At 29.4% G+C, this 23,484-nt stretch carries 25 protein-coding genes and 1 other annotated feature; of the genes, 7 read left to right on the top strand and 18 right to left on the bottom strand.

The window, feature by feature from the left end:
• Positions 1-21 precede the first annotated feature (21 nt).
• The 12 genes from spoVAE to ACX6CF_RS17690 all read right to left on the bottom strand — a co-directional run bounded on the left by spoVAE (position 22) and on the right by ACX6CF_RS17690 (position 8,257).
• On the bottom strand, positions 22-378 hold the full coding sequence (spoVAE, locus tag ACX6CF_RS17635) for a stage V sporulation protein AE (protein WP_458786720.1): 357 nt from the start codon (positions 376-378) through the stop codon (positions 22-24).
• Positions 379-399: 21 nt separating this feature from the next.
• Positions 400-1,416, bottom strand: coding sequence for a stage V sporulation protein AD (gene spoVAD, locus ACX6CF_RS17640; RefSeq protein ID WP_458786678.1), 1,017 nt, complete (start codon positions 1,414-1,416; stop codon positions 400-402).
• A 54-nt stretch (positions 1,417-1,470) separates the two neighbouring features.
• A complete protein-coding gene (gene spoVAC / locus ACX6CF_RS17645; protein WP_458786680.1) occupies positions 1,471-1,926 on the bottom strand; it encodes a stage V sporulation protein AC in 456 nt (151 codons plus the stop codon).
• A gap of 31 nt (positions 1,927-1,957) precedes the next feature.
• A complete protein-coding gene (locus ACX6CF_RS17650) occupies positions 1,958-2,389 on the bottom strand; it encodes a stage V sporulation protein AB (protein WP_458786681.1) in 432 nt (143 codons plus the stop codon).
• Positions 2,389-3,012, bottom strand: a complete 624-nt coding sequence (locus tag ACX6CF_RS17655; protein ID WP_458786682.1) for a stage V sporulation protein AA — start codon at positions 3,010-3,012, stop codon at positions 2,389-2,391. Before ACX6CF_RS17655 ends, ACX6CF_RS17650 begins: the two co-directional genes overlap by 1 nt.
• Positions 3,013-3,016: 4 nt before the next feature.
• Positions 3,017-3,160, bottom strand: a complete 144-nt coding sequence (locus tag ACX6CF_RS17660; protein ID WP_458786683.1) for a hypothetical protein — start codon at positions 3,158-3,160, stop codon at positions 3,017-3,019.
• A gap of 238 nt (positions 3,161-3,398) precedes the next feature.
• Positions 3,399-4,115, bottom strand: coding sequence for an RNA polymerase sporulation sigma factor SigF (gene sigF, locus ACX6CF_RS17665; protein WP_458786684.1), 717 nt, complete (start codon positions 4,113-4,115; stop codon positions 3,399-3,401).
• Between the two features lie 13 nt (positions 4,116-4,128).
• Positions 4,129-4,566 (bottom strand): anti-sigma F factor, encoded by a 438-nt coding sequence (gene spoIIAB / locus ACX6CF_RS17670; RefSeq protein WP_458786685.1) that lies wholly within the window; start codon positions 4,564-4,566, stop codon positions 4,129-4,131.
• 188 nt (positions 4,567-4,754) lie between these two features.
• Complete coding sequence (spoIIAA, locus tag ACX6CF_RS17675) at positions 4,755-5,102, bottom strand: anti-sigma F factor antagonist (RefSeq protein ID WP_458786686.1); 348 nt, start codon at positions 5,100-5,102, stop codon at positions 4,755-4,757.
• A 278-nt stretch (positions 5,103-5,380) separates the two neighbouring features.
• Entirely contained in the window at positions 5,381-6,796 is a 1,416-nt protein-coding gene (locus ACX6CF_RS17680; protein ID WP_458786687.1) for a tetratricopeptide repeat protein, read from the bottom strand.
• Between the two features lie 14 nt (positions 6,797-6,810).
• Positions 6,811-6,957: a hypothetical protein gene (locus ACX6CF_RS17685; protein ID WP_193774394.1), complete on the bottom strand. Its 147-nt coding sequence runs from the start codon at positions 6,955-6,957 to the stop codon at positions 6,811-6,813.
• Between the two features lies 1 nt (position 6,958).
• On the bottom strand, positions 6,959-8,257 hold the full coding sequence (locus ACX6CF_RS17690) for a bifunctional folylpolyglutamate synthase/dihydrofolate synthase (RefSeq protein ID WP_458786688.1): 1,299 nt from the start codon (positions 8,255-8,257) through the stop codon (positions 6,959-6,961).
• 170 nt (positions 8,258-8,427) lie between these two features.
• Between ACX6CF_RS17690 and ACX6CF_RS17695 the strand changes: the two genes are divergently transcribed.
• On the top strand, positions 8,428-8,505 hold the full coding sequence (locus ACX6CF_RS17695; RefSeq protein WP_458786721.1) for a helix-turn-helix transcriptional regulator: 78 nt from the start codon (positions 8,428-8,430) through the stop codon (positions 8,503-8,505).
• Complete coding sequence (locus tag ACX6CF_RS17700; RefSeq protein ID WP_458786689.1) at positions 8,502-8,750, top strand: hypothetical protein; 249 nt, start codon at positions 8,502-8,504, stop codon at positions 8,748-8,750. Before ACX6CF_RS17695 ends, ACX6CF_RS17700 begins: the two co-directional genes overlap by 4 nt.
• A gap of 194 nt (positions 8,751-8,944) precedes the next feature.
• Here ACX6CF_RS17700 and ACX6CF_RS17705 read toward each other — a convergent pair whose 3' ends face one another.
• From ACX6CF_RS17705 to ACX6CF_RS17715, 3 genes are all read right to left on the bottom strand, one after another.
• Positions 8,945-11,590: a valine--tRNA ligase gene (locus ACX6CF_RS17705; protein WP_458786690.1), complete on the bottom strand. Its 2,646-nt coding sequence runs from the start codon at positions 11,588-11,590 to the stop codon at positions 8,945-8,947.
• Between the two features lie 61 nt (positions 11,591-11,651).
• On the bottom strand, positions 11,652-11,870 hold the full coding sequence (locus ACX6CF_RS17710) for a hypothetical protein (RefSeq protein WP_458786691.1): 219 nt from the start codon (positions 11,868-11,870) through the stop codon (positions 11,652-11,654).
• A gap of 53 nt (positions 11,871-11,923) precedes the next feature.
• Positions 11,924-12,175, bottom strand: a binding site (T-box leader).
• A 114-nt stretch (positions 12,176-12,289) separates the two neighbouring features.
• Entirely contained in the window at positions 12,290-13,438 is a 1,149-nt protein-coding gene (locus ACX6CF_RS17715; protein WP_458786692.1) for a hypothetical protein, read from the bottom strand.
• A gap of 195 nt (positions 13,439-13,633) precedes the next feature.
• Between ACX6CF_RS17715 and ACX6CF_RS17720 the strand changes: the two genes are divergently transcribed.
• From ACX6CF_RS17720 to ACX6CF_RS17735, 4 genes are all read left to right on the top strand, one after another.
• On the top strand, positions 13,634-14,761 hold the full coding sequence (locus ACX6CF_RS17720; RefSeq protein ID WP_458786693.1) for a Ger(x)C family spore germination protein: 1,128 nt from the start codon (positions 13,634-13,636) through the stop codon (positions 14,759-14,761).
• Between the two features lie 20 nt (positions 14,762-14,781).
• Complete coding sequence (locus ACX6CF_RS17725) at positions 14,782-16,194, top strand: spore germination protein (protein WP_458786694.1); 1,413 nt, start codon at positions 14,782-14,784, stop codon at positions 16,192-16,194.
• Positions 16,195-16,208: 14 nt separating this feature from the next.
• Positions 16,209-17,300 carry a GerAB/ArcD/ProY family transporter gene (locus tag ACX6CF_RS17730; protein WP_458786695.1) on the top strand — a complete coding sequence of 364 codons (1,092 nt, stop codon included), beginning with the start codon at positions 16,209-16,211 and terminating at the stop codon, positions 17,298-17,300.
• A gap of 134 nt (positions 17,301-17,434) precedes the next feature.
• Positions 17,435-18,532, top strand: coding sequence for a pyridoxal phosphate-dependent aminotransferase (locus ACX6CF_RS17735; protein WP_458786696.1), 1,098 nt, complete (start codon positions 17,435-17,437; stop codon positions 18,530-18,532).
• A 29-nt stretch (positions 18,533-18,561) separates the two neighbouring features.
• On the opposite strand, the gene deoC is transcribed toward ACX6CF_RS17735, so the two are convergent.
• The gene (gene deoC, locus ACX6CF_RS17740; RefSeq protein ID WP_458786697.1) at positions 18,562-19,224 is read right to left on the bottom strand and encodes a deoxyribose-phosphate aldolase; all 663 of its coding nucleotides are present in this window, start codon (positions 19,222-19,224) and stop codon (positions 18,562-18,564) included.
• A gap of 453 nt (positions 19,225-19,677) precedes the next feature.
• Between deoC and ACX6CF_RS17745 the strand changes: the two genes are divergently transcribed.
• Entirely contained in the window at positions 19,678-20,961 is a 1,284-nt protein-coding gene (locus ACX6CF_RS17745; protein WP_458786698.1) for a peptidoglycan-binding domain-containing protein, read from the top strand.
• Between the two features lie 98 nt (positions 20,962-21,059).
• Here the strand turns inward: ACX6CF_RS17745 and melA are convergent, their stop codons facing one another.
• Both melA and ACX6CF_RS17755 read right to left on the bottom strand, forming a co-directional pair.
• The gene (gene melA / locus ACX6CF_RS17750) at positions 21,060-22,415 is read right to left on the bottom strand and encodes an alpha-galactosidase (protein ID WP_458786699.1); all 1,356 of its coding nucleotides are present in this window, start codon (positions 22,413-22,415) and stop codon (positions 21,060-21,062) included.
• A gap of 105 nt (positions 22,416-22,520) precedes the next feature.
• Positions 22,521-23,405, bottom strand: a complete 885-nt coding sequence (locus tag ACX6CF_RS17755) for an AraC family transcriptional regulator (protein ID WP_458786700.1) — start codon at positions 23,403-23,405, stop codon at positions 22,521-22,523.
• Positions 23,406-23,484 lie beyond the last annotated feature (79 nt).

Consider the following 23,484-nt stretch of genomic DNA (forward strand, 5'->3'; position numbering starts at 1 on the left):
TAAGTTAGCTCCATATTTTTTCTATTTTGTGTCTTTAGGCTTGAATAATACTGCTGCCAAATAACCAAATAATAAAGCTGCTGTTATCCCTCCAGCAGTAGCTGTCATTCCTCCTGTGAAAACTCCTAAAAATCCTGATGTCTTAACCGCTTCTATTACTCCTTTGCCTAAAGAATAACCAAATCCTATTAAAGGTACCGTCGCACCTGCCCCACCAAATTCTACAACATGGTCATAGATACCTAGTCCAGTCAGAAATGTTCCTAATGAAACATAGATAACTAATATTCTAGCAGGCATGAGTTTAGTTTTATCCATTAGAATCTGAGCTATAACACATATTACTCCACCTGTTATGAAAACTTTTATATAATCAATCATAATGTCCCTTCTTTCCCACTATTCTTGGTTATTTTCTATTACAACAGCATGAGCTATTCCTGGTATACTCTCACCTTGAAAACTGCTACTTGGACTCAATAATGCCCCTGTAGGTACAAAAAGAACTCTATTGAATGTACCTTTTGCCATCTCTTTTAAAATGTATCCTGTCAGTGTAACTGCAGAACATCCACAACCACTACCACCTGCATGTGTATCCTGTTTATCACCATCAAAAATTTCAACACCACAATCAGTGTAATTTTCAGATAAGTCATAACCATCTTTTTGAACTAATTCTCTAATTAATTTTTTACCGACTATACCTAGATCTCCAGTTGCTATTAAATCATAATCTGCCGCACATCTACCTGTATCTTTAAAATGTGTAAGAATAGTATCCGCAGCCGCTGGTGCCATTGCTGCCCCCATATTCATAACATCTTTTACCCCCAAATCAATTATCTTTCCAGGTGTGACATGAGTAATTTTAGGTCCACTACCTTTATTGCCAACAACCACTGCTCCACTTCCAGTTACTGTATAAGTTGCTGTTAATGGTCTTTGATTACCAAATTCCAAAGGATATCTAAACTGTTTTTCTGCCCCGCAAAAATGACTGGATGTAGCTGCTACACAATAATCTGCAAAGCCACCTTCTACTGTCATAGAAGCTAATACTAGAGATTCTCCCATTGTTGAACAAGCACCATATAATCCAAAGAAAGCTTTTTTAAAGTCTCTGACTGCAAAAGTGCTAGCTGTCAATTGATTCAATAAATCTCCAGCAAAAATATACCTAATATCGTTTTTTGCTATATTTGCTTTATCAATTGCTAAGTTAATTGCTGCATTAAGAATTTTGCTTTCTGCTTTTTCCCAAGATTCTTCTCCCCATAAGGTATCTTCTAATATTTTATCAAAGTATTCTTTTAATAATCCATCTCCTTCTTTAGGCCCCACAATATTGCCATATCCAATAATAGTAGGAGGGTTATTAAATGCTATTGTTTGCTCTCCTATTGGACTACCCATACTATAATCATCCTTTCAAAATTAAGTAATTTTAAATCTAAGGTAAATTATTGCTCAGCCTACTCCGATCATATAATAAACCAATCCTACTATTACAGAAGAAAGCATACCATATAGAATAACTGGTCCAGCAATAGTAAATATCTTAGCTCCTACACCAAATACATAACCTTCATTTTTATATTCAATAGCTGGTGATACAATAGAGTTAGCAAACCCTGTAATAGGTACTATTGAACCTGCTCCTGCTCTTTTTCCGATACTATCATATATATCAAGCCCTGTTAATAATGCGCCAATAAATACTAGAATGATACTTGTAAAAGTTGATGCTGTATCTTTGGGAAGTTCTGCTACATACATTAAAAGATCTGTTATTCCCTGACCTATGCAACATATAATTCCACCAACTACAAAAGCCCATATGCAGTTTTTGATTAAACTGGGTTTTGGCGAAGATTTATCAACTAATTTTTGAAAGTCTTTCTTATGCTCATTAATATTTTCCATCATAATTATCCTTTCTTAACTTATTACTTTATTACTTTAGTTTATAAAATCCTGGTATGATAAAGTATAATAATGAACCAATCAATTTCCCAATTGCTAATGTTACTATAAAATACGCCATTCCTACTTTTATATTAAACCGCCTAGTTAAAATAGGTATCACATCTAATACTTCTGCTAAAGATACTGCTAAACATCCTACAAATATACCAGTAAAAAATCCATATATCATCCCGCCAACATTCCCTAGCAGTAATTCAAAATCCATAATCATGATTAGTGTTCCAAACATTCCACCAAACATAATAGCATCTTCATATATCCAAATGTATTTTTGTGTAGATGTTTTCTGTGCTAATCTAGGAACAATTCCAATAATCGCTATAAAAGCGAAGACACCACCTGCTATAACTACTCCCCCACCAAATCCAATTATTATTAACAATAAATATTGCAATACCATTATTGCTTTTTCCCTTCTTCACTAAGATTTTCAATAATACAATCTTCAACATCTCTTTCATATAATCTCATCTCAACTTCTATAGGTGTTGGATCATCTGTTAATTTCTTTGAAGAAAAATGATTAAAAAACACGATTATTCCTACCGCTAAACCAATTGAATATGGTATTTCAATAATTAGTGGGTTAAGATTTTCTTCCCCCAAGAATAAACTATATAATCTCACAAAAACATCTGGTACAGCTGCATCTGTATGAAAAGTCATTATTGCAATACCTCCACCAGCGAATAGTGTAATGCATACAAATATAACTTTCAGGATATTAATTAATTTTTTATGTTTGTGTTCCTTCTTATTAGGACTATAAGAAATTATAATGTCCTCTTCACCAACATTGTGAATAAGTATATTTTCATATATCTTTTGTATTTCTGTGATTACTGTTATTATAGATAATAAGTAATTTTTCTTCTCATTAGTATCAATAGTAAATACATTTATATTTTTTATCTTATCAATAATATCCTTTTTACCTTCAATATCAGCGATATCGTCAATAATAACTTCTTTTTTTCCTGTTATGCATACCTTCTTACTGGCTTTAATATATATATTATTCATATAATCACCCTTTATTATTAAAGGTACAATTAACAAATGTTCCTTGATATGTTATATCTGTTTCTTTATTTAAATACATATAAGTCATGACAGATACTAATACTAATACAAGCATAATAGCTATTATCAATATTCTTTTATACTTCATTAAATCACCTCTTTGGATTTATATAATTTACTATTATTTTTTGAAGTATTAACCATAACTATTCTGGTAATAACAAGAAATGTAACTATATTTCAAATAAAAAGAAAAAAAGCCTATGATTTTTTATCATAGGCTGGAATAAGATAAAATTTATTTTTTATCTTCCTTTATGGGAATGAAAAATACAAATATATAATTATATAATTAAGGGTAACTCTTTCAAATAATTACTCAATTTCTAAGATAATTTTTCACGAATTTGACTTAAAATCTTTTTTTCTAACCTTGAAACTTGAACCTGAGATATACCAATTTTCTCAGCTATTTCAGTTTGTGTTTTATCTTTATAATATCTAAGTATGATTAACTCCATTTCTTTCGGAGATAATTGACTTATTACTTGACGAAGAGCAATTTTATCTATCATCAATGTGTTTTCATCTGTGTTTTTTTCAAGTTTATCTATAAGGAAAATAGGATGTCCATCTCCTTGATGAATTGTCTTATAGAGAGATTCTACTTCTGCATTAGATTCAAGAGCCATTACAATCTCTTCAACTGATGTACCAATCTCATGAGATATCTCGTCTATTGTTGGTTCTCTACCTAATTTTTTATTTAAGATGTCTTTATTGATACGTACTCTGTTAGCTACTTCCTTCAAAGATCTACTGACTTTAATCATCCCGTCATCTCTCATAAACCTTTTAATTTCTCCCATGATCATAGGAACAGCATACGTTGAGAATTTTACATTATATGATAAATCAAATTTATCAATTGCCTTTAACAATCCTATACTGCCTATCTGAAATAAATCGTCCAAATCATATCCTCTATTAGAAAACCTTTTGACAATACTCCAGATTAGCCCAATATTCCCTTCTACAATCTGTTCTCTTGCTTTTTGATCTCCTTGCTGAGATTTTTTTATAAGTTCTAGTGTTTTATCCATATTCAACACCTTCTCAAAGCTTTTCTAGACTTTCTAGCTTTTTCCTCATAATTATTTTTGATCCAACCCCTACTTTAGATTCTACTTCAACTTCATCCATAAATGTTTCCATAACTGTAAATCCCATTCCCGAACGTTCTAATTCAGGTTTTGATGTAAATAGGGGTTCACGTGCTTTGTCAATATCACTAATACCTTTTCCGAAATCTTTTATTTCTATATATATTTTATTATCCGTAATTTTACAATACATATAAACTTGTCCATCATATTCTTCATAACCATGTATAATTGAATTTGTGACAGCTTCTGAAACAGCTGTCTTGATATCTGATAATTCTTCGAGTGTTGGGTCCAGTTGAGCCACAAAAGATGCTATTACCACTCTTGCAAAAGACTCATTTTGTGATTTACTACTAAACTCAATTTTCATTTCATTTTCGTACTTCATAATATCCCCCTTTATTATTATCATTATTTGTTATATATATATTGAACTTAAACATCTGTACACCAATTTCAATAAGTTCAATATATTTCCCTTAATTTTATAAGTTGAAGAAAACTAAATAATTGTTGGCTCTATAGCAATTGTTTAAATCAACTTATCTATATTAAACATATAATAAGTTATATTATTCAGCTTATATTAGAAATATTTTTAAGCGCTTTGTCAACACTGTCATAACTATCAATGATTCTATATAAACCTGATATCTTAAAGATTCTATCCATTCTAGGATTTACATTGGTAACAACAACATTACCTCCCATATTTTTAATGTTTTTATAGCGTCCCATTATGACCCCTATTCCCGAGCTATCCATGAATTTTGTGTTGGAGAAATTAAAAATAACACACTTAATATTATGTTTTATTATAAGCTTATCAATCTTATCTCTAATTATTTCTGCATTATGATGATCAAGTTCTTCCGAAACATTTACAATTAAGTTTCTTTTAACAATTTTACATTGGGTAGACACTGAATTACCTCCTCCTGTAAATATTTTACATATTTTTATAAATTCTCCATTTATTTCCAAATTCCTTTTTTTATTATGAAGTTTTTTTTAAAATATTATAATATATTACATTTTGTTTAAAAAGGTACCTTCTATACCACACCCACTCATTACAATCATAAGCTAAAAAAAACCATTTCATAGTATTTTTATAATAATCAAAAGATAGATTTATTCTATCGATTTGTTTACAATAAAAACCGATTATGAAACAGCTCCTTATTTACTAGAATTTATTATTAATTTTTTAATTGATTTATATAATTTTGTGACCAAGTTTTAAAACTGGATTTTGGATATTGGTCAAGTACTTTTTGAAATAAATCCATTGCTTCTTTATTATTACCCAATAATTGATAACATCTTGCTTCATAATAAAGCATATCATCTGCAAAGTAATCATCACTACTTCCAAATTTTGAAGCAGTCTTAAAATATTCAATGGCTTGATTGAGATTTTTTTCGACTACAGGCTTTTTCCCTCTACTATATAATCTTGAACCTTCAGTAAATGCATCTTTTGCTATAACAGGATAGATTTCTTTTCTTAACTTATTATATAGCTCTTTTGAAGTTGATGCCAATAGATTTTCTGGCTTAACCATATATAATTTATTAGCTGCCGCTTCTTTATCATTATCAAAATAGAATGAAACTGCATTTTGAAGATTTTCCAATGCTTCATAGTTAGCAGCTTTTTCTTCATACTGTTTTGCAAGTTCATTTTTTACATCTATATCTGATTCTAGTTTTTCTTTTTCATTACTAAGAGAATCTAACAAAGTATCAAAGTCACCTTGCTGTGTCAATATCTCTTTTCTAAGATTATCGGCTTCTTTTGTTTTACCTTTTACTTTTCCTGGAACAATTAAAAATACTGCTACAAGAAGTCCAATCACAACACCAAATATTACATAGCCAAATTGCAAAACTGATGGATTTATCCTGCTTTCCCTTTTCGGAGTATTTTTAATAGAATACATCTCTTGTTTTTTATCAATAGCATATATATTTTCTTTTTCTTTATCTTCTTCTGGCTCTTGTGATGTTATTTCTTCATAATATTTTAATGCTACATAATTACTCTTATCAACAGATAATACTTTTAAGAGAACTCTTTTAGCCTTTGCTAAATTATTTTCATGTATGTAACAAAGTGCTAATAAGCAATAGGCTTTTACAAAATTAGGATTAAGACTTATTACTTTTTTGAGCTGTATAACGGCTAAATCTTCACTATTTTGTTCAATATATTTTAACGCCTGATTATACTTTTTGATAGCAGAATTAATTGAATCCAATTTATGTTGATTGTGATGGATCTTCTCAATATAATAATCAGCAATATTATCTTCTTTTTGTATATTCTTACTTATAACCCATTGTTGCAACGCTGATACAACTTCCCCGATTTCAAAATATATAAGTCCTAATAAATTACGTGCGTCTATATTGTTTTTATCTAGTTTTAAACTTCTTTTCAATAAGCTAATAGCACCAGTAAGGTCTCTAAGCTTGGCTACTTGTAACCCTTGATTATAAAGCAATTTCGAAGTATTCTGAATTTTTTCATATATATCAATTTTCAAACCACAGTTAGTGCATATATATTCATCATTTAATTCACTACCACATTTTAGACATAATTTACTCATTATATTTCACCACTCTACTTATCATCATTTTTTATTTCTCTAATCATTTCTTGTAAAATATCGGACACATCTTTTGAATCATAAGCATAAATTGATTCTTCTGCTTGCTCAATTTCCAAGCATGGTTTAAATCTTTTAATCTCTTCTTCAAAATTAATCATATTAGTCCTCCTCTATAATTTTACTTTTGATATAACCAACCAGATATAGTGAACCGATACAACATACCATTCTACCTTCACGGCTTAACTGCATTGCATACTTTACTGCATCATCAATATTAGCCATAGGATATATATTATCATAGCCTACCCTTTCACAGGATTCTTGAAGTAAATTTACATCTGTTGCTCTATCACTATTGATCTGAGTTAAAATCATCTTATTTATATTATTACATTTTTTCAGTTGACTAATCATCTTATCATAAGGTTTATCTATTAAACTAGCATATAAAATGTTTATTTCCGTATTATTATATAAACTATTAATATCATTTACAAACATGCTAATACCTTGGGCATTGTGCGCTCCATCAATTAGCATATTTTCCATTACATATTCCATTCTACCTGGCCATTTGAATTTTTTTAGACCTTTTAATATAGATTCAGTATTCAGATTTACACCTTCATCAATTAATACTTCAACAGCAGTAAGCGCAATGGAAACATTAATAATTTGGTAATTAGCTATAGTATTTAAAAAAACCTCTTCATAATTATAATACTTGTTATTTATAGAAAAATCAATGTTTTTCTTGGTTCTTTTTAAAATATTATAGTGTAAATCATTATAACTATAAAGTTTCGATTTTTTATTTCTACATTCGACATTTATTGTGTCAACTACCTCTTTCTTATCATAATATAAAACTGTAGGTCTTTCTTTTTTTATAATTCCTGCTTTTTCTTTTGCAATTTCTTCTATAGTATTTCCGAGAATAGCAACATGATCTAATCCGATTGATGTTATTATTGAGACAATGGGATTTTCAATTACATTGGTTGAATCAAGTCTACCTCCTAGTCCTGTCTCTAAGACTACATAATCCACATTATTTTTATTATAATATACAAAAGCTATGGCTACTAATACTTCAAAGAAAGTAGGATGGTTGTAGCCGCTTTTAACCATATAATCTATTTTTTCTTTAACCATAGTTAGTATGTTTGATAGATTGTTGTTACTAATATTAGTGTTATCTATTTTTATTCTTTCGTTAATTTTCACAAGATGGGGTGATGTGAATAATCCCGTTTTATAGCCATGTTCACATAGTATATATGAGAGCATGGTACATACAGAGCCTTTTCCATTTGTTCCTGCAACATGTATAAATTTCATATTTTTTTCTGGGTTATCTAATAAATTAAGAAGAGTTTTTATATTATCAAGTCCTGATTTAACTCCAAATTTTGGTATATCTAGTATATATTGTACAGATTCATTATATTTCAAGGATTAGTACCTCCAATGATTTATATTTAAATATATAAATTCAATATATATATTTGTATTTTTCGACTTATTTCTATGATTAAATTCTATATAAATGTATCATATAAGGTTGGTAGTTTCAATAGTAAAATGAATGGGTTAATTTAATATGTAGAGGCAGGTGGTATAGGATGACTCAGCAAGAGTTGGCTAAAAAAGTGGGAGTATCAAGACAGACAATAATATCTTTGGAGAATAGTCGGTATTGATAGAAGATATTTTTATTTTAGGTGGTATTATTATTGGTGTGATTGGATATTTTCAAGATGGTACGAATCAAAAAAGTTTATATGCCCTATGTTTAGCATTTTTTCTTGTTGGAGTTGCTCTTATAGTACTGTATGTAATAATTAGAAACAAATCTATTATAATCCAAAGAAATATTAGAACTTTTTACTGGCTCAAGAGCGGCATATATAGTAAGAAGGGGCTGTCTGATAATACATTTTTTTAACGTTAATATCAAGGAAGATAGACTAGGTTTAGCGGTAAGCGAAGCCATGGACGGCGTAGCTCATACCCTTTAAACAGGACGTTTAAGGGTATGAATAGCTAAACCTAGTCTATCTTCCAAAACTTGTAGCCCTCCCCCAAAAATGTATTATCAGACAGCCCCTTTATTATACACCCGTTGTCTGTTTTATTTATTTATTTTGCAATCAAGTTACTCAATCTTTCTTTTACTTGTTCCATCATACTTGTATATTTTTCAAGTTTTGCTTTTTCTTCAGCAACTACTTTTTCAGGTGCTTTGCTCATAAATCGCTCATTAGCTAATTTTTTGTTTACACGGTCTAATTCACTTTCTAGTTTCTTTTCTTCTGCTTTCACTCTTTCTATTTCTTTTTGGATATCTACAAGCTCCGCAAAAGGCATAAATATTGTTGCGTCTTCTATTACAGTTGATACTGCGTCATTATCAATACCATCTTTACTATTTTGAATAACAACTTCGTTAGCATATCCAAGCGTTGCAAAGAATACTTTTCCTTTTTCGAATGTATTTCTTACTTCTTCTTTATCTGATACAACAAAAACTTTTGCTTTCTTTGATGGTGGTACGTTCATCTCAGCTCTTACATTTCTAATGCTTCTTACCGCTTGTTTAATCAATTCTATTTCTGATTCTTCTGCTGTGAAATTCCATTCTTCTTTATATTCAGGCCAGTTAGAAACCATAATGGATTCCTCTTTGTCTTGAATGAAAGTAAATATTTCTTCAGTAATGAATGGCATGTATGGATGTAATAACTTAAGAGATGTTATCAGAACATTTTTAAGCGTCCATAATGCAGCTGCTTTAGTATCGTCATCATCATTATATAATCTAGGTTTTACCATTTCAATATACCAATCGCAGAATTCTTCCCAGATGAAATCGTATAATTTTGATACAGCAATACCCAGCTCATATTTTTCCATGTTTTCAGTAACATCTTTTACTAAAGTATTAGCTTTAGATAATATCCATCTATCTGCAGGTGTTAATTCATCTATTGCCACTTCACGTTCTTCTATATTTTCAAGGTTCATCAAGATAAATCTAGATGCATTCCATATTTTGTTAGCAAAATTTCTACTTGCTTCAACTTTTTCATCGTAATAACGCATATCATTTCCAGGTGCATTTCCAGTCATTAAGGTTAATCTTAAAGCATCTGATCCATATTGTTGAATTACATCCAATGGATTAATTCCATTACCTAGAGATTTACTCATTTTTCTACCTTGTGAATCTCTCACAAGACCATGAATAAGTACTGTATCAAAAGGTATTTCGCCCATGAATTCCATTGATGAAAATACCATTCTTACTACCCAGAAGAAAATAATATCGTATCCTGTTACTAGTACATTGGTTGGGAAGAAGTAACCTAATTCATCAGTATTTTCAGGCCACCCAAGTGTTGAAAAAGGCCATAAAGCTGAACTGAACCATGTATCAAGTGAATCTTCATCCTGATGGAACTTGGTACCAGAACATTTAGTACATTTCTCTGGTGCTTCTTTGCTTACAATAATTTCTCCACAATCTTCACAATAGTAAGCTGGTATACGATGTCCCCACCATAATTGTCTTGATATACACCAGTCTCTAATATTTTCTAACCAATTCAGATATATTTTACCATATCTCTCTGGTACGAATTTTAGATCACCAGATTTTAGAGCTCTTATAGCAGGCTTTGCAAGTTCTTCCATTTTTACAAACCATTGTTGCTTAATCATTGGTTCAATAACGCTTTTACATCTATCATGCATACCTACATTGTGTGTATGTTCTTTAACTTTTACAAGTAATCCTTGTTCATCAAGCTCTTTTACCATTTGCTTTCTAGCTTCATATCTATCTAGTCCTTGATATTTTCCCCCATTTGCATTAATGGAACCGTCATCATTCATTACATTTATTTGTTCTAGATTATGTCTGACTCCAACTTCAAAGTCATTAGGATCATGGGCTGGAGTAATCTTAACTACACCAGTTCCAAATTCCATATCTACATATTTATCTGCAACTACAGGTATTTCTTTGTTAACTAATGGTAGAATTACTTTTTTACCAATAAGATCACTATATCTTTCATCATCAGGATGTACAGCTACTGCTGTATCACCAAGCATGGTTTCTGGTCTTGTAGTAGCTATTTCAACAAAATCATCTGAACCTACTATAGGATATTTAATATGCCAAAAATGTCCATTTTTCTCTTCATGTTCAACTTCTGCTTCTGATATTGTTGTTTGGCATATTGGACACCAGTTAACTATTCTAGCCCCTTTGTATATATAACCCTTGTTATAATATTTGATAAATACTTCTTCAACCGCTTTAGATAGACCTTCATCTAAAGTAAATCTTTCTCTATCCCAATCACAGGATGAACCTAATTTCTTAAGCTGGTCAACTATTACTCCACCGTACTCTTCTTTCCACTGCCAAGCTCTTTCTAGAAATTTTTCTCTTCCAATATCTTCCTTAGTAATTCCTTCTTCAGCCATTTTCTTAACAATTTTCACTTCTGTAGCAATACTTGCGTGGTCTGTTCCTGGTTGCCACAAAGTACTAAAACCTTGCATTCTTTTGAATCTGATAAGAATATCTTGCATAGTATTATCCAGAGCATGCCCCATATGTAACTGCCCTGTAATGTTTGGTGGTGGAATCACAATTGAAAAAGGGTTTTTAGTCCTATCTACTTCCGCATGAAAATATTTATTATCCATCCACTTTTGATATAATCTTCCTTCTACCTTAGAAGGATCATAAGTTTTATCTAAATTTTTAGCCATAACTTACCTCCTATATATTAATTTTTTAAGATATTTTTAGTTCTTTGATAGGTTGAATTAATTAACAAAATAGTACAATCATTATTACACCAACTACAACTAATAATGCTCCTATTATTCTAGTAACAATAGTACCATTATTCAATAATGCTAAAAATTCTTCATTATCGTTCTTGTTAGGATTATAATCCAACTTTTTTTTATTTCTTTTATACATCAACTTTGCACCATAAAAAATGATTGCTCCTACTACTACTAAAATAATTCCTATTATTTTCATTTAATCACCTCATCAAAATAGTTTTCTAAAAATAAAAAAATCCCATCATCCCCAATAAGGACGATAAGATCGTGGTACCACCTTAATTCTTATATGAATTAGTAAAACTAACAACATACAAGCACTTATTAACCATTAACGAAGTTACCCGATATTATCCTACTAAAGTTTCAGATAAATTGCTAAAAAGCTACCTTCTGTTTGTCATATCCTAGAAAATCTCTCAGCTTATTGAACTTAGTTCAAAATTAATTTTCCTCTCTGTAAGCTGTATCAAACATACTCCTCTTTCTCACTGCATTTATACTACCTATTACTAATTATATTATATGGTATTATATTATTTTTTGTTTGTCAAGGCTATTTTATTCTTATCTTTTACTTATGTATAATAAAGCACCCCAAAAATAATCTTTTAATTATACAAGTACATCATTAATCATTTTAGTTATACCCTTATTATCGGTAGTATCATTCTTTTTGACATCAATCAATATTTTAGTTATAAGCTGTATTTCATTATTATATTGTTCTAAAGTATTTTTTAAAGTCTTTTTATCTTGTTTTATTTTTTCCATGCCATTATGTCTTTTTTCTTTGTCAGAATACAAATCAATATTATCTAATATATAGTTAATTGATTCAATACCATGTTTCTTAATTACTCTTTCAATATCATCCTCTAAAATAATAATATTGCTGGATATTCTATGTATATTACTTTTATCTTTTTTATTTTGTTCATATTGAATCCATCTATCTTCTAACATATCTCCACTTTTAACTTTGTACTTATTATACTCATAAGCAAGAAACTGTTCATTATTGACATATTTTAATTTTATCTTATTCAGTAGTTCAACCGCCCTTTGCATCAGTATATTATTTTTCTTAATCTCGTGTATAACATATCTCCTAAAAATATATATCCACAAACTAAAAAATCCTATAACGACAATCATTATTATTGAAGGAATAAATATATCAATATCATTGTTAGTATACATAATACTTAATACCAATGCTGAAAAAGCAAAAATGGTTAATAACCCGATCATTAATACTTTCACGTATTTTTGTGCCTTGATTAATCGTTCTTTCCCATATATAAGATCTCCTTTTTCCCCTTCAATATATGTAATGTCATTTTTAACATCTCTTTGTCTTTGCTCCACATTCTTGATATTATTAATTACATCACCCATATTTTCTTCATGATCCTGAAGATAATCAAATTGCTGTCCTGCACCTTTTATTCTACCAACATATTCAACTTTATCATTTTTAATAGAAACATAATTACTAGCACAATTCTCGAATTCAGCTAATTGTTTTTTATTCATCTTTTCAATCTGTTGAATACTTGAATGAACTTTATTTATATTATCATATTCTGATATTACTTGTTCCTTATCTCTATAAGTGTTTTTAAGTTTTTGACACAGTTTATAAGTGTTTTCTTCATCATTATAAATATTATTGATATCAACTCCAAGATAATTCTTCTCGTTAATATCAACAACAACTTTTTTTCTTAATATACTCTTTAAGTTTGTTATTAGTCCCATTTAACTACCTCTTTCATATTTTCGGATTATGATTTTTAGTAAATAAAAAATTATTTTAATTAAAGTATATATTCATTATATTGTTCACCTAATTAAGTGTCAAGAATAGTGTCAATTTATGTTTATAATTTCATATATTGGTAATACTAATTTCATTAATCTTTACTATTAAATAATTTCTGAAAAGGTGCCGTTATGTATAAAAAAATAATTTGTATTTTCCTTATACCTTTGTTATTAACTACAGGTTGCTGGGATTCAAAAGATATTAATAAGAAATGTATAAATATCTCATTAGGAATAGATTATGTAGATGATAATCTACAATTTTGTGGTGAAATAGTCAAACTTACTCATACCCCAAGAGAAGAAATTGGTGAATCACCATCATCTATTGTATATACAATATTTGGACAAGGAAAAACTTTTGAAGAAGCAAGATTAAATTATAATTCAAATATCCCTTTCCCATCATTTCTTGGAGCAACTAGAGTTGTAATCTTCAGTCAAGAATTTGCAGAACGTGGCATAGAGTCATATCTAAATAGAATTGATAGTTTATTCGATTATAGAAAGACTCTAAACCTTGTAGTTTGTCGTGAACCAACTAAAGAATTTTTTAATGTCAAAACCAATAAAGCTTTAGCAATTGGTTTATTTATAGAAAATTTATTAAGAAACCTAAAGGATGAAGGAAATTCTATTTGTCTAGATGTTGGCGACTTGCTTTCAAATATTGCATTTGGTTCAGAAGGTTTTGTCATTCCATATATCGGCATAGAATCCAACGACCTAAAATATCTAGGATTAACTGTTTTTAAAGACTCTAAACTTATTGATATAATAGATGTAGATGAAACCAAACCTCTTTTGTATATACTAGCTGATAATACTAAATTGATAGAACTTATCCCCGACCCACTTGATAAAAAAAATAAATACTCATTCAGGGTTCATATAAACAAGAGGAAAATATCAACCTCATTTAAGGATGATACAGTAAACATAACTGTTAACTTAGACTTACATGCAGAACTACGTTATCAGTATTATAAACATAATATTTCACCCGAAATGATCAAGCAGTTAGAAACTGATCTTTCTAAAAAAATATCTGAAGAAATTATTAATTTTGTTAAAACAGCTCAAAAAGATTTCAAATGCGATATTTTTAATTTTGGTGAAGAATTCAAAGCTCAACATTATTATCAATATCAAAAAATAGATTGGGAACAAGCATTTTTATCTTCCAATATTAACGCTAATGTCAAAACAACCATAGTAAATAAAAACTTGAAAAGCGATGATAATTTCAACCAATAATATTATGAAGGGTGTAGTAGATGAATATTATTAATGAATCGTGGGAAAAAAAATCAAAAGAATTAGGTATTACTACTAGATATCTTAATGTTGGTGATACTGACGTTATCATTTTATATATTCAGCAAATTACTGATAGAAACATGCTTTCATTAAATATCATCAAACCATTATTATTATGTCATAAAAGAGCTCTTACTACTGACAGGATAATAAACACAATTTACATTGATGATCTTTTTACAGGTACTAAAGAAAATGAAATCATAGATTATGTTTTAAGAGGTAATTCAGTTATTATTATCCCTACAGATGACAAATATATTGTTGCAAACACCTTAAAAATAGAAAAACGGCAAGTACAAGAGCCAAATATAGAAAACACAATAAAAGGTGCTAGAGATGCCTTTAATGAAAATTATAATGATAATTTATCTTTAATCAGATATAGATTAAAAGACCCAAATCTACGTATTGATGAATTAATAGTAGGAAAGAGAACCCAAACTACTGTTGCCATCATCTATATCAAAGATATTGCTAATGAAGGCTTAGTCAGTGATGTAGAAAATAAAATATCTAAAATAGAAATAGATGGAATATTAGAATCAAGCTACATCCAAAAATTCATCTTTAATAATTCGTATAATTTCTTTCCTCAATCAGGTATTGTTGAACGTTCAGATACTGCATGTGCTAATATTTTGGATGGTAAAGTTATAATCCTTGTGGAAGGTGGAAATTTGGCATTAGTGGTACCAAAGACTTTTATAGAATTTTTTGATACTGGTGATGATCACTTCGACAATACATTCATAAGTATTTTTTCAAAATTCATAAGAATCTTATGCATAATAATTTCTTTATTCCTAACCTCATTATATGTAGCTGTTGTAAGCTTTCATTCAGATATCTTACCCCCTCAATATATAATTAGTTTAGCTACATCGAGAGCAACTGTTCCTTTTAATGCTTTTCTTGAAGCGTTCTTAATGGAATCAGTTGCAGAAATTCTTAGAGAAGCTAGTGTTAGACTCCCTAAACAAATAGGTCCTGCCATTGGAATCGTAGGTACAATAGTTATTGGTCAAGCTTCCGTTTCAGCAGGTCTTGTTAGTCCTTTACTAGTAATTATTGTATCATTATCTATAATGAGCTCTTTTGCAACTTCGGATTATTCAATTACCAATACAATAAGGGTTTTAAAGTTTTTGATGATAATTATTACTAGTGTTTTTGGATTGTTTGGATTTACTATGGGTATTATTTTAATAGTAGTCAATCTTTGTTCTATAGACAGTTTTGGAGTATCCTACATTGCTCCTTTATCGCCATTAAATTTTAGAGATTTAAAGCATTTATTTATAAGTGATATTCATTTATCTAAAAAAAGACCAGAATATTTAAAGACAAAAGATGATAGTAGACAATAATTGGAGGTATTTTTTTGAAAGAGCCACTTACAAACAAACAGATAATTTTTTTAATATTCTCTTATATAGTAGGATACGGAATAATATCTCTTCCTAAAAATATTGCAGAAGACCTTGGCACTGGTGGATGGATATCTATTGTAATAGGAGATATTATTATAATTTTTTCAGCAACTCTATTCACTTATTTGGCAAAAACCTTCAATAATAAGACTATCTTTGAGTATAGTAAGATTCTTACTGGTACATTTATATCATACTGCATTATATTTATTATTAGTGCCTACTCAATATCAACAGCTACTGTTATAACTAAATTAACATGTGAAACAATAAAACTATCTTTTTTAATAAATACTCCTATATGGGCTTTAACTACTGTTATGCTTATTGTGTGTTTTTATACTTTACTTAATGATATTCATGTATTAGGACGCATATTTGAAGTGTTTTGCATTGTTTTTATTATATTTGCAATTGTACTTGATGTTGCAATCTTCTCTCAAGGTGAATTAACTGATATTCAACCATTCTTTTTATTTGACATAGATAGTTTATATAAAACTCTACCCAAAATTATATTTCCTTTTGTAGGCATTGAAATATTATCTGTAATACCAATGGATTTTAATAAAGCAAATAAAAATGTTTACAGACATATAGTATGTATTATAGTTCTCATTGGAGTAATTTATATTATGAATGTGGAATCATCTATATCTGTTATGGGAGTTGATAGCATTGTTCATTATGAAGATGCTAGATTTGCTTCTATTAGAAGAATTGAAATTGACGCACTACAATTCTTAAAACGATTGGACTCCATTTTTATAGTAGCTTGGCTTTTGAGTACTTTTGGTACGATTGTTCTTTCCTTATATATGGCTATTTTTTTGCTTAACAAATTATTTTCTAAAATAAATCGTAACATTATTGTTTTTATACTTGTATCTATAGTATTTAGTTTAACTTTAATACCTACAACTATGGATATGTTAAGACAAGCCCTTGAGTATATAAGTTATTTAGGTGTATTTATATTGTTGGTTATACCAATAATTTTATCTATAATAACCTTACTAAAAAAACATTTCAAGAAAATATAGCTTTATAATTAATCGGTAATTGGTAACTTTAATATAATAAATTAATATATTAATTTGTTTTCACAACTATCATGAATATGACTTGCATTTTGAATCTTAATAGGTATAATGATAGATATAAAGGAAGTGATTAAGTGTCAAATAATAAAAGTCATTTTCATGGTAGTGATCTAGAAAAAATAGAATCAGTATATAATATAAACAAATATGATATTATAAATTTTAGCGGAAATGTTAACCCACTAGGAGTTTCTAAAAATCTATTGGAACTACTATCGAAAAATGTTAATGTTATAGGGATGTACCCTGACAGAGAATATAAGAAACTAAGAAAAAAACTAGGTAAATACATAGGTATCGATTTTGAAAATATAATAGTCGGTAATGGTTCAACAGAACTTATTTCTATATTTATAAATATCGTCAAACCAACAAAAGCTATTATTGTCGGTCCTACCTATTCAGAATATGAAAGAGAAATCTCTATAGGTGGAGGTTCTTCTAATTATTATCCTTTGAAAGAAGAACATGATTTCAAACTTGATATTAAAGATTTATTGTCAAATATAACAGATGATACGGATTTACTAGTTATCTGTAATCCTAATAACCCTACATCAACATCTATTTTTTCTGAAGATATAAAATGTATATTGGAATTTTGTAAAAAGAAAAATATATATGTAATGGTAGATGAAACATATATAGAATTCACACAAGAAATGGATAAAATAACTTCCGTAGGACTTACTGACCTCTATGATAATTTATTCATTACTAGAGGGGTTTCAAAATTCTATGCTTCACCTGGATTAAGATTAGGATATGGTGTCTGTAGTAATAAAAAAATCATGGAAAAAATTAATAATCTAAAAAATCCTTGGACAATCAACTCTTTAGCAAGTTTTGCTGGTGAAGTTATGTTTGAAGATGAAGAATACATTAATAGGACAAGAGATTTTATTGAGAAAGAACGTAGTAGGATATACAACGAATTAAGCAATTGGAAGGATATTAAAGTATTTAAACCAACCGCTAATTTTATCTTAATCAAGATATTGAAAGATGATATTGATTCACATGATTTATTTGAAATATTAATCAAGAAAAATATTATGATGAGAGATGCTTCCACCTTTGTGTTCCTCAACTCAAAATTTTTCCGTTTTTGTTTTATGAGTGAAGATCAGAATGATTTAATGATTAATGAATTATCTAAACTATTTACTTAGGCAAGCCAACAGGCTTGCCTAAGTATTATTTACTGTTTAATTTTTTTTGAATCTTCAACAATTGCAATACCTGCACTTGCTCCAATTCTATCAGCCCCAGCCTCAATTACAGCTTTAGCCTTTTCGTAATCTCTAACACCACCAGAAGCTTTTACTTTCGCTTTCCCATCAACAGTTTTCTTCATAAGAGAAACATCTTCTACAGTTGCTCCTCCTTTACTAAATCCAGTTGAAGTTTTTACAAATTCTGCTCCTGCTTCAACAGATAATTCACATACCTTAATCTTTTCATCCTCTGTCAATAAACAAGTTTCAATAATCACTTTAACCAATGCTTTATTTTCACAAGCATCCACAACACCTTTGATATCTTCATAAACATAGTCATAATTCTTGTCTTTTAATGCACCAACATTAATAACCATATCTATTTCATTAGCTCCATGCTCAATAGCTAATTTAGTTTCAAAAGCCTTAACTTCTGTTGGAACAGCTCCAAGTGGAAATCCTACCACTGTACACACCTTTACATCAGAACCTTCCAACTTTTCTTTTACTAACCTTGTCCTAAATGCATTTACGCATACTGAAGCAAACTTATATTGTCTGGCTTCTTCACATATTTTAATAACTTGTTCTTTTGTTGCATCTGGCTTAAGTATTGTATGGTCTATGTAACTAGCTATATTCATATTTTTCCCTCCTATAAATAATTATCTTTCAAGTCAAATTTTTTATGTTAATTATAGTTTACCTTTACATATTACTATAGTCAATAAATATCTTATTTCAATTAAAATCGGGGCAAAATTTTTTTATTATTATTGAATATAAAAAATTGTATTTGGATATACTTATTACTACAGGGATACCAAATAACGATTCATTATGTGGAAGCTTTTTTATGGATAATAAATTAGCCTTTATATAAGGATCAAACAGCCTTATTCTGGTCTTTATATAAGGGCTAGTATATAGATTGGTTGTAACAGGTTACTTAGTATCCCTGTTTACAATATGTTCTCCCCCACATAAGAATACTACGCAAGTAGTATTCTCTTTTTTTATCTATTTTTTATCAATAATGCTTGTCTTCTCATATACTGAAAGTAAGTAAAATTATGCCTAAAATAGTGAGGAGAATTATGAACAGAAAAAGAATCTATCCAGCAGAAACATCTACTCAATCTTTTGGTCAGTTATCAGTAAATGCGGTCACTCAGTTAGGTTTTAAGCCTATCAATTCTGCAAAAGTAACCATAAGAAAAGCTACCCCTGATAATGAAATCGTTGAAGAATTGAATACTGTTAATCTTGGTAGAACAGTAACTATAGACTTAGATACACCCCCCCTTGAATATAGTCTAGAACCTAATAATCCAAAACCTTATTCAGAATATAATCTTGAAATATCAGCTCCAGAATTTGAAACAGTTAAAATTGCAGGATGTCAGATATTACCTGATCAATTAGCCCTACAAGATGTAAGAATGATTCCTACGATAGAAACATCTTCAAAGATTAAAAATCAACAGGAAGAATTATTGGTTATTGGTCCACATACTTTATATGCAGAATATCCACCAAAAATTCCAGAAAGCGAAGTAAAAGAAGATGTAGAAGATAGTTTTATAGTTTTAAATAGCCCTGTTGTTCCAAGTACAATTATAGTACATGATGGAACACCTGATGATACTAGTGCCCCTAACTATTTCGTCCCATTTACTAATTATATAAAAAATGTAGCTTCATCAGAAATCTATTCTACTTGGCCTGAAAGTACTATACAAGCAAACATACTTGCAATACTATCTTTTACACTAAATAGAATATATACAGAGTGGTATCGTGCAAAAGGTAAAAATTTCAATATTACCTCTTCTACTGCATATGATCATAAGTTTATTTATGGTAGAAATATATATAGAAATATATCAGATATCGTAGATCAATTATTTATTAATTACATTTCAAGACCTGGAATTCGTCAACCTTTATTTACTCAGTATTGTGATGGTGTCCAAGTTCAGTGTGAGAATTGGATGACTCAATGGGGAAGTAAATATAGAGGTGACTTAGGGGAAGATGCAGTCAAAATACTTCGTTACTTCTATGGTCAAGACATCTATATTAATACCGCAGAAAAAGTTACTGGAATACCATCGTCATTCCCAGGTTATAACTTGCAACAAGGTTCAACAGGAGAACCAGTTAGGGTTATTCAACGTCAACTTAATGCTATCTCCAAAAATTATCCAGCCATTCCTAGATTAAAAGTAGATGGCGTTTTTGGTCCAAAAACAAAAGAAGCTGTAGAGATATTCCAAAAAGCATTCTTGCTTCCAGTAAGTGGAATAGTTGATTATCCAACATGGTATAAGATATCAGATATATTCGTAGCTGTTACTAGATTAGCTGAATTAGCATGAATAAATTAAATACAAGGGATTGTCTTATATTCATCTAAAAGACCTTCCCTTGTTATTTATATGCACTATATCATTACACCCATTGTATATAATACTATTTACTTTTCTTTTTTTATCTGCTCAATAATATCTTTATATTGTGGTAACCATTTTTCTTCTGCTACAAGCATCTCATCAACCAACTGCCATATTTCAGGTGGATTACATACTGCACCTACTAAAGGATCCATCATCATAGCCTGTCTCAATAGCATATCATCTCCATTAACAGCAGCTTCCACTCCTAATCTCTGAACACTAATACTATTGTTACATACTGCCGCACAACCAAGAGGAAGGTCTCCAATTCTAGGTATATTAATACCATTAGCATCAACATATCCAGGAACTTCAACAATTGCATCATCAGGTAGATTAGTAATTGTACCATTATTTACTATATTAAAATGTCCTCTATAGATTCTTCCAGTTTCTAATCCTTCAATGATATATGAACCATGCTCGTTACTTCTATTTTCTTGTTTGTAGACTTTAGCTGGCTCATTAATCCATTTTGGAAAATCTGTTTCAAAAGAATTTCTCGTACGTATACATTCATTTAGATAACCAGCATAAATACCTTGATTCCATAAATCATGACTTATCCAATTCTCTATTTCATCTAAGCGTTTACGATACCATGGTATATATTCACTCAAATGTCCATTTGATTCTGTACTATAATAACCAAATCTTCTTAGCATATCTATTCTTACTTTTTCTGTTTTGCTAAGCTTTGGATGGTTTTCATAAGCCTCCAACAATTTATCCTTAACATCTTCTCCATTATGATTAACTTGTATATACCAAGTTTGATGGTTTATCCCTGCACATATTATATCTAATTCTTCAAAAGGAATACCAAGTGCCTCTCCCATTTGCTCATGTCCATGTTGTACTCCATGGCATAAACCAATTGTTTTGACCTTACCATATTTATTGCATGCCCATGTTATCATAGCATTCGGATTAGAATAATTTAACATTATACAGTCTGGATGTGCTACTTCCCTAATATCTTTACAAAATTCTAATATAGCTGCTATACCTCTTTGTGCGTACATGATTCCACCAGCACACAAAGTATCACCAACACATTGGCTGATTCCATATTTCATAGGAATTTCAACATCTGGTTTAAATGCTTCAAGACCTCCTATTCTAACTACGTTAATTACATAATTAGCGTCTTTTAATGCTTCTCTTCGATTACATGTAGACAAAATCTTGATATTCAATCCATTAGCCTCTATATCCTTCCTACAAAGCTTTGTAACCATATCAAGATTATTTTCATTTATATCCGTAAATGCTACCTGGATGTTTTTGAATTCTGGTACCGCTAATAAATCTTGTAATAACTTCCTAGTAAAACCAATACTTCCTGCTCCAATAAATGCTACTTTAAATGCCATATTACTTCCTCCTTCATAAAAATCAATTTATGATAGGATTATAACAATTATTTAATCATCAGGCTTTAAATTTTCTAACCTCATATTAAAAAAAAGAAAAGAATTCTATACTCTTTTCTTTTTTTTAGATGCAGAAAAATTATTTCTATAATTACTAGGCGTTACTCTATAATACTGTTTATATAAATAAGTAAAATACTGCCTACTGTTAATTCCTATATATTCAGCTATATCTGTTATAGATATATCTGTATTCTCCAACATTATTTTTGCTTTATCAAGTCTTATTTCCATCAAATAATTCATAAGGGTTTTACCTGTACTTTGTTTAAAAATTCTATACAAATAACCTTCGTGTATATTAATACTACCAGCTATATCAGATACTTTTACATCACAATCATAATGATGATAAAGATATTCAATAGCCTTTTTTACATAAATATTCTTATTAGATATATTCTCATCTGTAAACTGTACCAGCTGCCTTGAAATATCTATCATCAATTGCATTAATTGTATTTGTATCATTAGATTTTCGCTATTTTGATTAAGCTCATTAATAACTTTGTGCAAATCATTATAAACTTCCCCTGTATCTTTCAATTGTATATGGGACTTTTTCATCTTTAACATGGTATTTACTGATTTAACTTGTGCTACTAATTCTCCAAATGCTAGATAATTGCTCATGGATTTCTTGAATATGAATTCAATATTGAGCATTCTACAGGTTTCTTCTTCATCCACAATTAAAGCATGAGGTATATTTGCATCAATTAAAATGAAATCTCCTTTTTTTAATAGATACTTCTGCTTTTCTGTCATTATTGTACATTTACCTTTAATGACATACATTATTTCTATTTCGTCATGATTGTGAAATTCCATATTAAACTGCTTCCAATTCCTGTAATAATAATTTATTACTTCAAGATGATAATTATCTTCTAACCATAAATTATTATATAAACTATAACTCGATTTCATTATTCTCACCAACATATTCTTCATAATATATAAATATTTTATCATAAAAGAAATATTACTTCACATAAAAATTTTTTAC

This window comes from Vallitalea sediminicola, assembly GCF_054408565.1.

Bases quoted from the DNA above. Each gene is read 5' to 3' on its own strand.
- ACX6CF_RS17695 (WP_458786721.1), top strand. From the start codon at position 8,428: ATGACTCAGCAAGAGTTGGCTAAAAAAGTGGGAGTATCAAGACAGACA.
- ACX6CF_RS17715 (WP_458786692.1), bottom strand. From the start codon at position 13,438: ATGGGACTAATAACAAACTTAAAGAGTATATTAAGAAAAAAAGTTGTT.
- ACX6CF_RS17650 (WP_458786681.1), bottom strand. From the start codon at position 2,389: ATGGTATTGCAATATTTATTGTTAATAATAATTGGATTTGGTGGGGGA.
- spoVAD (WP_458786678.1), bottom strand. From the start codon at position 1,416: ATGGGTAGTCCAATAGGAGAGCAAACAATAGCATTTAATAACCCTCCT.
- ACX6CF_RS17725 (WP_458786694.1), top strand. From the start codon at position 14,782: ATGAATATTATTAATGAATCGTGGGAAAAAAAATCAAAAGAATTAGGT.
- melA (WP_458786699.1), bottom strand. From the start codon at position 22,415: ATGGCATTTAAAGTAGCATTTATTGGAGCAGGAAGTATTGGTTTTACT.
- spoVAC (WP_458786680.1), bottom strand. From the start codon at position 1,926: ATGGAAAATATTAATGAGCATAAGAAAGACTTTCAAAAATTAGTTGAT.
- ACX6CF_RS17655 (WP_458786682.1), bottom strand. From the start codon at position 3,012: ATGAATAATATATATATTAAAGCCAGTAAGAAGGTATGCATAACAGGA.
- ACX6CF_RS17755 (WP_458786700.1), bottom strand. From the start codon at position 23,405: ATGAAATCGAGTTATAGTTTATATAATAATTTATGGTTAGAAGATAAT.
- deoC (WP_458786697.1), bottom strand. From the start codon at position 19,224: ATGAATATAGCTAGTTACATAGACCATACAATACTTAAGCCAGATGCA.
- ACX6CF_RS17745 (WP_458786698.1), top strand. From the start codon at position 19,678: ATGAACAGAAAAAGAATCTATCCAGCAGAAACATCTACTCAATCTTTT.
- ACX6CF_RS17685 (WP_193774394.1), bottom strand. From the start codon at position 6,957: ATGATTAATTTTGAAGAAGAGATTAAAAGATTTAAACCATGCTTGGAA.
- sigF (WP_458786684.1), bottom strand. From the start codon at position 4,115: ATGGATAAAACACTAGAACTTATAAAAAAATCTCAGCAAGGAGATCAA.
- spoIIAB (WP_458786685.1), bottom strand. From the start codon at position 4,566: ATGAAGTACGAAAATGAAATGAAAATTGAGTTTAGTAGTAAATCACAA.
- ACX6CF_RS17660 (WP_458786683.1), bottom strand. From the start codon at position 3,160: ATGAAGTATAAAAGAATATTGATAATAGCTATTATGCTTGTATTAGTA.
- ACX6CF_RS17710 (WP_458786691.1), bottom strand. From the start codon at position 11,870: ATGAAAATAATAGGAATTATTTTAGTAGTAGTAGGAGCAATCATTTTT.
- ACX6CF_RS17705 (WP_458786690.1), bottom strand. From the start codon at position 11,590: ATGGCTAAAAATTTAGATAAAACTTATGATCCTTCTAAGGTAGAAGGA.
- ACX6CF_RS17680 (WP_458786687.1), bottom strand. From the start codon at position 6,796: ATGAGTAAATTATGTCTAAAATGTGGTAGTGAATTAAATGATGAATAT.
- ACX6CF_RS17720 (WP_458786693.1), top strand. From the start codon at position 13,634: ATGTATAAAAAAATAATTTGTATTTTCCTTATACCTTTGTTATTAACT.